This is a genomic window from Azotobacter beijerinckii (assembly GCF_900110885.1).
GTDB classification, from domain to species: Bacteria; Pseudomonadota; Gammaproteobacteria; order Pseudomonadales; family Pseudomonadaceae; genus Azotobacter; species Azotobacter beijerinckii.
Genome location: NZ_FOFJ01000027.1, coordinates 49106 through 55621 on the forward strand (window position 1 = coordinate 49106; position 6516 = coordinate 55621).

Consider the following 6516-nt stretch of genomic DNA (forward strand, 5'->3'; position numbering starts at 1 on the left):
CACAGATAGTCCGGACGTTTGTCCGGATGCCCCTGCTAGTCGAATTCGTCATAGGAGCGCGGCTTCATGAGCTGCGGTCCAGCTTTGGCTGCGACGCCAGGATCGTTCCCAGCGCCGCAGGTGTATCGGTGTCGCTAAGAATCGATCAGGTACCGCTACGCAGCAGCATGTCGCGCACGTGACCGATGGCCTTGGTCGGGTTCAGGCCTTTCGGGCAGACATACACGCAGTTCATGATGCCGCGGCAACGGAACACGCTGAACGGGTCGTCCATGGCAGCCAGACGCTCTTGGGTCTTGGTATCACGGCTATCGGCCAGGAAGCGGTAGGCCTGCAGCAGTGCAGCGGGACCGAGGAACTTGTCCGGGTTCCACCAGAAGGACGGGCAGGAAGTCGAGCAGCAAGCGCACAGGATGCACTCGTAGAGACCGTCCAGTTTCTCGCGCTCTTCCGGGCTCTGCAGACGCTCGATGGCCGGAGCGGGAGTATTGTTCTGCAGGTAGGGCTGCACCTTCTCGTACTGCTTGTAGAAGATGCTCATGTCCACGACCAAGTCGCGGATGATCGGCAGGCCGGGCAGCGGGCGGACAACCAGCTTGCCATCGGTCACCACACTGGACAGCGGGGTGATGCAAGCCAGGCCATTCTTGCCGTTCATGTTCATGCCATCGGAACCGCAGACACCTTCACGGCAGGAGCGGCGGTAGGAGAAGCTGCCGTCGCCCTCTTTGATCAGGGCCAGGACATCGAGAACCATCAGGTCCTTGCCGTCGATGTCGACGTTCAGATTCTGCATATAGGGAGCAGAGTCCTGCTCCGGGTTGTAGCGATAAACGCTAACTTGCAATGTCTTGGGCAGCGACATATCGATAACCCTTAATAGGTACGCACTTTGGGTTCAAACGCCGGAACGGTCTTCGGCGCGAAGTTGACGGCACGCTTGGCCACGCGCTTCTCACCCGGGAAGTACAGGGTGTGGCACAGCCATTCTTTGTCGTCGCGCTCCTCGAAGTCCTCACGGGCGTGGGCTCCACGGGATTCCTTGCGGTTTTCCGCAGCGATCGCGGTGGCCTCGGCCACTTCGAGCAGGTTCTGCAGCTCGAGAGCTTCGATGCGAGCGGTGTTGAACGCCTGGCTCTTGTCGTTGATCTTGACCAGAGCGATGCGGTCACGCAGCTCGGCCAGTTGAGCGATGCCCTTCTGCATGTATTCGCCGGTACGGAACACGCCGAAGTAGTTCTGCATGCAGTTCTGCAGCTCTTTGCGCAGAGGAGCGACTTCTTCGCCGCTGCTGCGTTCGTTCACGCCGGACAGGCGCTTGAGCGAGGCTTCGATGTCGGACTCGGATGCACCGCGGTAATCGATGCCTTCCTTGAGAGCCTTCTCCAGGTGCAGACCGGCGGCACGACCGAACACCACCAGGTCAAGCAGCGAGTTGCCACCCAGACGGTTGGCGCCATGCACGGATACGCAGGCCACTTCGCCCACGGCGAACAGACCTTCGATGATCTTGTCGTTGCCGTTGGCATCCTGGGTGATGGCCTGGCCATGGATGTTGGTGGCCACGCCCCCCATCATGTAGTGGCAGGTCGGGACAACCGGAACAGGAGCAGTCACCGGGTCGACATGAGCGAAGGTCTTGGACAGTTCGCAGATGCCGGGCAGACGGCTGTGCAGTACTTCCTCGCCGAGGTGGTCGAGCTTCAGCAGCACGTGATCGCCGTCCGGGCCACAGCCGTTGCCGGCGATGATTTCCTTGACCATGGAGCGCGCAACTACGTCGCGGCCAGCAAGGTCCTTGGCGTTCGGAGCATAACGCTCCATGAAGCGTTCGCCGTGCTTGTTGATCAGGTAGCCACCCTCGCCGCGGCAACCTTCGGTCACCAGCACGCCGGCACCGGCGATGCCGGTCGGGTGGAACTGCCACATTTCGATATCCTGCACCGGCACGCCGGCACGCAGGGCCATGCCCACGCCGTCGCCGGTGTTGATCAGAGCATTGGTGGTCGAGGCGTAGATACGACCGGCACCACCGGTGGCCAGGACCACGGCCTTGCAGCGGATGTAGACGGTTTCGCCGGTCTCGATGCAAATAGCGATGATGCCGACGACGGCACCGTCCTGGTTCTTCACCAGATCAACCGCGTACCACTCGTTGAGGAAAGTGGTGTTGCTCTTCAGGTTGCCCTGATAGAGGGTGTGCAGCAGCGCATGGCCGGTACGGTCAGCAGCAGCGCAGGTACGGGCAGCCTGGCCGCCGTTGCCATAGTCCTTGGACTGGCCACCGAACGGACGCTGATAGATGCGGCCGGTTTCGGTACGGGAGAACGGCAGACCCATGTGCTCAAGTTCGAATACGGCTTCGGGGCCGACCGAGCACATGTACTCGATGGCGTCCTGGTCACCGATGTAGTCGGAGCCCTTGACGGTGTCGTACATGTGCCAGCGCCAATCGTCGTTCGGGTCGGACGAGGCGATGGCGCAGGTGATGCCGCCCTGTGCGGAAACGGTGTGCGAACGGGTCGGAAATACCTTGGTGACTACTGCAGTCTTGTGACCGCCCTGAGCCAGTTGCAGGGCAGCACGCATACCAGCACCACCACCGCCGACGATGATTGCGTCGAAGGAAAGCGTACGAATGTTAGCCATGAATCAGATACCCCAAAGAATCTGCACACCCCAGACGAAAAACGCGAACATGGCGATGCCACACGCGGCCTGGAAAAGGAAACGCACAACGGTCGCCAGCTTGCCCAGCGCCATCGGAGTCAGGTAGTCGGTCGAGATGGTCCACATGCCAACCCAGGCATGCACGCTCAGCGCGACGAGAGCCAGCAGACTGAAGACCCGCATGCCGGTGGAGGAGTACAGACCGTGCCAGTCGGCATAGGTCAGATCCGAACCGAAGAACAGGTAACCCAGCAGAAAGAGGGTGTATGCTGCGAGGATGACCGCGGAGACGCGCTGAGCCATCCAGTCGTAAAGACCCGAACGCGAGAAATTCGTGACATTAGTTACCATATCCAAACTCCCGACAGCAGGATCAGCGCCACCGAAACGCCGATAACGATTTTCGAGCCCTTGGTGCCGCCTTCCAGCGTTTCACCGATGCCCATATCCATGATCAGATGGCGCACGCCGGCCACCAGGTGGTACAGCAATGCAGACACCAAGCCCCATGCCACCAGCTTGACCAGCGGACTGGCCAGATACCCTTTCACCTGCTCGAAGCCTTCCTCGGACGACAGGGACTTGTCGAGCCAGGACAGCAGCACGACAATTCCCAGGAAGAGGATGACACCAGAGATACGGTGAAGAATGGACGTGTAAGCAGTGACAGGAAGTTTGATTGTCCTAAGGTCTAGGTTTACAGGTCGTTGGCTTTTCACGGCTTTCATTCACTGTGAGAGCCCTGGCGAGCAGGGCGAAGTTGTTGGGATGTGCACTGGTCAGGTACCCACCACCCAGAGAGCGGCAACCTCCAGAATACGAGGCTCTAAAGCCCCTGGCGGTCGGTTGCCGAGTATAGACAGTTAGGGTACTAATGACAACGCGAGCACCCTCAACAAAGTAGTGATTGCGCGACGGCCACTAATCACGTAAATAGTTTCTTTTTGCGTGCAATCCGTTCTGAAACGATCGATCCACTACTACTTTGGTGCAGATTGATTTTGGAACCGACCGCCCTATAGTAGAGCGGGCCCTGCATGGGGCCGGCTGATGATACCTAGCAGAAAGCTCAGAAAGGAGGCCACCCATGGCTGACAAAAAAGCGCAGTTGATCATCAATGGGGACAAACCCGTTGAACTGCCCGTTCTGACCGGCACTGTCGGTCCCGATGTGATTGATGTACGGGGACTGACCTCAACGGGCCACTTCACCTTCGATCCTGGCTTTATGTCTACCGCCTCCTGTGAGTCGAAGATTACTTACATCGATGGCGACAATGGCATCCTGCTGCATCGCGGTTATCCGATCGAACAACTGGCAGAAAAATCCGATTATCTGGAAACTTGTTATCTGCTGTTGAATGGCGAACTGCCAAATGCCGATCAGAAAGCAAAGTTTGTCGGTAACATCAAGAACCACACCATGGTTCATGAGCAACTGAAGAACTTCTTCAACGGTTTCCGCCGCGATGCTCACCCGATGGCCGTCATGTGTGGTGTTGTCGGCGCCCTCTCCGCCTTCTATCACGACTCGCTGGACATCAACGATCCGCAGCACCGTGAAATCTCCGCAATTCGCCTGGTAGCCAAGATGCCGACTCTGGCAGCCATGGTCTACAAGTACTCCCTCGGCCAGCCGATGATGTACCCGCGTAACGATCTGAACTACGCGGAAAACTTCCTGCACATGATGTTCAACACTCCGTGTGAAGTGAAGCCGATCAGCCCGGTCGTCGCCAAGGCCATGGATCGCATCTTCATCCTGCACGCGGATCACGAGCAGAACGCCTCCACCTCCACCGTTCGCTTGGCCGGCTCCTCGGGTGCCAACCCGTTCGCCTGTATCGCTGCCGGCATCGCGGCCCTGTGGGGACCGGCACACGGCGGCGCCAACGAAGCCGTGCTGACCATGCTCGACGAGATCGGCGATGTCTCCAACATCGAGAAGTTCGTGGCCAAGGCCAAGGACAAGAACGATCCGTTCAAACTGATGGGCTTCGGCCATCGCGTCTACAAGAACTTCGACCCGCGCGCCAAGGTCATGAAGCAGACCTGCGACGAAGTGCTCTCCGAACTGGGCATCAACGATCCCCAGCTGGAACTGGCCATGAAACTGGAAGAGATTGCGCGCAACGATCCTTACTTCAAGGAGCGCAACCTCTACCCGAACGTCGACTTCTACTCCGGCATCATCCTCAAGGCCATCGGCATTCCGACCAGCATGTTCACCGTGATCTTCGCCCTGGCACGTACCGTGGGCTGGATCTCCCACTGGAAGGAAATGCTCTCCGGTCCGTACAAGATCGGCCGTCCGCGCCAGCTGTACACCGGTTACGAGAAGCGCGACTTCGTTGCGGTGGAAAAGCGCTAAGCGCTTTCCCCCTGCGGAAAAAAGGCTGCGCTTACGCAGCCTTTTTTGTTTATCGGGCACTCGACCAGGACCAGCGCCGCGCGCGCCCTCTTCAACCCGTCTCCCCTTCCAGCCACTCGATCAACTGCAATGCCTCTTCCCGGCCGCTACCGCAGACAGCCGAATCCGCACCAAAGGCGACACACACCGCCGGCCGCTCGGGCTTTTCAAACAGGGCACACAGATTATCCACGGAAAGGTGTAGACAACGCTCGCCCGCCGGCTTGCCCTGTGGCATGCCCGGAATCGGCGAACTGATGGAAGGCGCAATGCAGCAGGCGCCGCAGCCTGCGCGACATTTCATGGTCGAACCTCGCAATGGGAACAACGTATTGAGACGGTCGAGTATCCTACGCCGCACCTGACGAACCGGTAAGCCCGCCCCACCCGGCGTCACCCCGTACTTCCCGATCGACTCGACCGCTCATCCATCTCTCGGAGCCACTTCCCATGCCGATCTGGCTGCAAACCGCACTGTTGCTCAGCCTTTCGAACATATTCATGACCTTTGCCTGGTACGGCCATCTGCGCACCCTGAACAGTAAGCCCTGGGTCATCGCCGCGCTCATCAGCTGGGGAATCGCCTTGTTCGAGTACCTGATCATGGTCCCGGCCAACCGCATCGGCTACACCGAACTCACGGTGGGCCAGTTGAAGATCATGCAGGAAGTGGTCACCCTGATGGTCTTCGTCCCCTTCAGCGTGCTGTTCATGCAGCAGCCCCTCAAGCTGGACTATCTCTGGGCCGGGCTATGTCTGCTTGGCGCGGTGTATTTCATCTTTCGCAGCTGACGAACCTCGCCGCCATGCGGCTTGCGCTCTCCCTGCCTCCTCGAGGGCTCGGGTACGGGAAGGGTTTACACTGACCCTTGCGGCCGGCAACACCGTAGGTCGCCCGAGTACGAAGCCCAGGAGTTGCCCATGGACAATTGGTTGGTGATCGATCTGGAAGCCACGACGGACGAGGGAGGCTGGCTGCTGGAAGACATGGAAATCGTCGAAATCGGTGCCACCCTGGTGGACAGGGACGGCCACGAACTGGATCACTTCCAGCGTTTCGTGCGACCGCAACGCCGTCCTTGCCTGACCGCTTTCTGCCGCGAACTCACCCACATCGCCCAGGCCGATATCGACTCCGCCGCCCCGCTGCCCAGTGTCTGGAGCCAGTTCGAGCGCTGGCTCTCCTCCCATCGGCCGCGCCTGGCAGGCTGGGCAAGCTGGGGCGACTACGATCGCCAGCAACTGGAGCAGGAATGGCGCCGCCACGGCCTGAGCAGCAGCCTGGCGACGACGCCCCACCTCAACCTGAAACAGCGCTTCGCCGATACTCGCCAACTGAAACGTGCAGTCGGCCTGAAGACCGCCCTGCAGCTCGCCGGCCTGAGCTTTCAGGGTCACCCCTTTCAAGGTCTTTTACTTTTCGAGGCCTTGATGAG

At 59.5% G+C, this 6516-nt stretch carries 8 protein-coding genes; 3 read left to right on the forward strand and 5 right to left on the reverse strand.

Features of this window, described 5'->3' with window-relative positions; all coding sequences use genetic code 11:
- Positions 1-145: 145 nt before the first annotated feature.
- From BMY22_RS14170 to sdhC, 4 genes are read right to left on the reverse strand one after another with little or no spacing between them, the layout of a single operon-like run.
- Positions 146-865: a succinate dehydrogenase iron-sulfur subunit gene (locus BMY22_RS14170; protein ID WP_090623105.1), complete on the reverse strand. Its 720-nt coding sequence runs from the start codon at positions 863-865 to the stop codon at positions 146-148.
- 11 nt (positions 866-876) lie between these two features.
- On the reverse strand, positions 877-2649 hold the full coding sequence (sdhA, locus tag BMY22_RS14175; RefSeq protein WP_090623108.1) for a succinate dehydrogenase flavoprotein subunit: 1773 nt from the start codon (positions 2647-2649) through the stop codon (positions 877-879).
- 3 nt (positions 2650-2652) lie between these two features.
- Positions 2653-3021: a succinate dehydrogenase, hydrophobic membrane anchor protein gene (gene sdhD / locus BMY22_RS14180; protein WP_090623111.1), complete on the reverse strand. Its 369-nt coding sequence runs from the start codon at positions 3019-3021 to the stop codon at positions 2653-2655.
- The gene (sdhC, locus tag BMY22_RS14185) at positions 3015-3398 is read right to left on the reverse strand and encodes a succinate dehydrogenase, cytochrome b556 subunit (RefSeq protein WP_170849310.1); all 384 of its coding nucleotides are present in this window, start codon (positions 3396-3398) and stop codon (positions 3015-3017) included. Before sdhC ends, sdhD begins: the two co-directional genes overlap by 7 nt.
- Before the next feature lie 359 nt (positions 3399-3757).
- Here sdhC and gltA point away from each other — a divergent pair, with 359 nt between their 5' ends.
- A complete protein-coding gene (gene gltA, locus BMY22_RS14190) occupies positions 3758-5041 on the forward strand; it encodes a citrate synthase (protein WP_090623115.1) in 1284 nt (427 codons plus the stop codon).
- A gap of 91 nt (positions 5042-5132) precedes the next feature.
- Here the strand turns inward: gltA and BMY22_RS14195 are convergent, their stop codons facing one another.
- Positions 5133-5384 (reverse strand): YkgJ family cysteine cluster protein, encoded by a 252-nt coding sequence (locus BMY22_RS14195; protein WP_090623118.1) that lies wholly within the window; start codon positions 5382-5384, stop codon positions 5133-5135.
- A 146-nt stretch (positions 5385-5530) separates the two neighbouring features.
- Between BMY22_RS14195 and BMY22_RS14200 the strand changes: the two genes are divergently transcribed.
- Together BMY22_RS14200 and BMY22_RS14205 are read left to right on the forward strand one after the other, a co-directional pair.
- Positions 5531-5872, forward strand: coding sequence for a DMT family protein (locus BMY22_RS14200; RefSeq protein ID WP_090623120.1), 342 nt, complete (start codon positions 5531-5533; stop codon positions 5870-5872).
- A gap of 129 nt (positions 5873-6001) precedes the next feature.
- The coding region (locus BMY22_RS14205; protein WP_090623122.1) for a 3'-5' exonuclease at positions 6002-6516 on the forward strand (515 nt) is incomplete at its 3' end.

Excerpts from the sequence above, each read along its gene's own strand:
- BMY22_RS14200 (WP_090623120.1), top strand. The coding sequence starts at position 5,531 with ATGCCGATCTGGCTGCAAACCGCACTGTTGCTCAGCCTTTCGAACATA.
- gltA (WP_090623115.1), top strand. The coding sequence starts at position 3,758 with ATGGCTGACAAAAAAGCGCAGTTGATCATCAATGGGGACAAACCCGTT.
- sdhC (WP_170849310.1), bottom strand. The coding sequence starts at position 3,398 with ATGAAAGCCGTGAAAAGCCAACGACCTGTAAACCTAGACCTTAGGACA.
- BMY22_RS14170 (WP_090623105.1), bottom strand. The coding sequence starts at position 865 with ATGTCGCTGCCCAAGACATTGCAAGTTAGCGTTTATCGCTACAACCCG.
- sdhD (WP_090623111.1), bottom strand. The coding sequence starts at position 3,021 with ATGGTAACTAATGTCACGAATTTCTCGCGTTCGGGTCTTTACGACTGG.
- BMY22_RS14195 (WP_090623118.1), bottom strand. The coding sequence starts at position 5,384 with ATGAAATGTCGCGCAGGCTGCGGCGCCTGCTGCATTGCGCCTTCCATC.
- sdhA (WP_090623108.1), bottom strand. The coding sequence starts at position 2,649 with ATGGCTAACATTCGTACGCTTTCCTTCGACGCAATCATCGTCGGCGGT.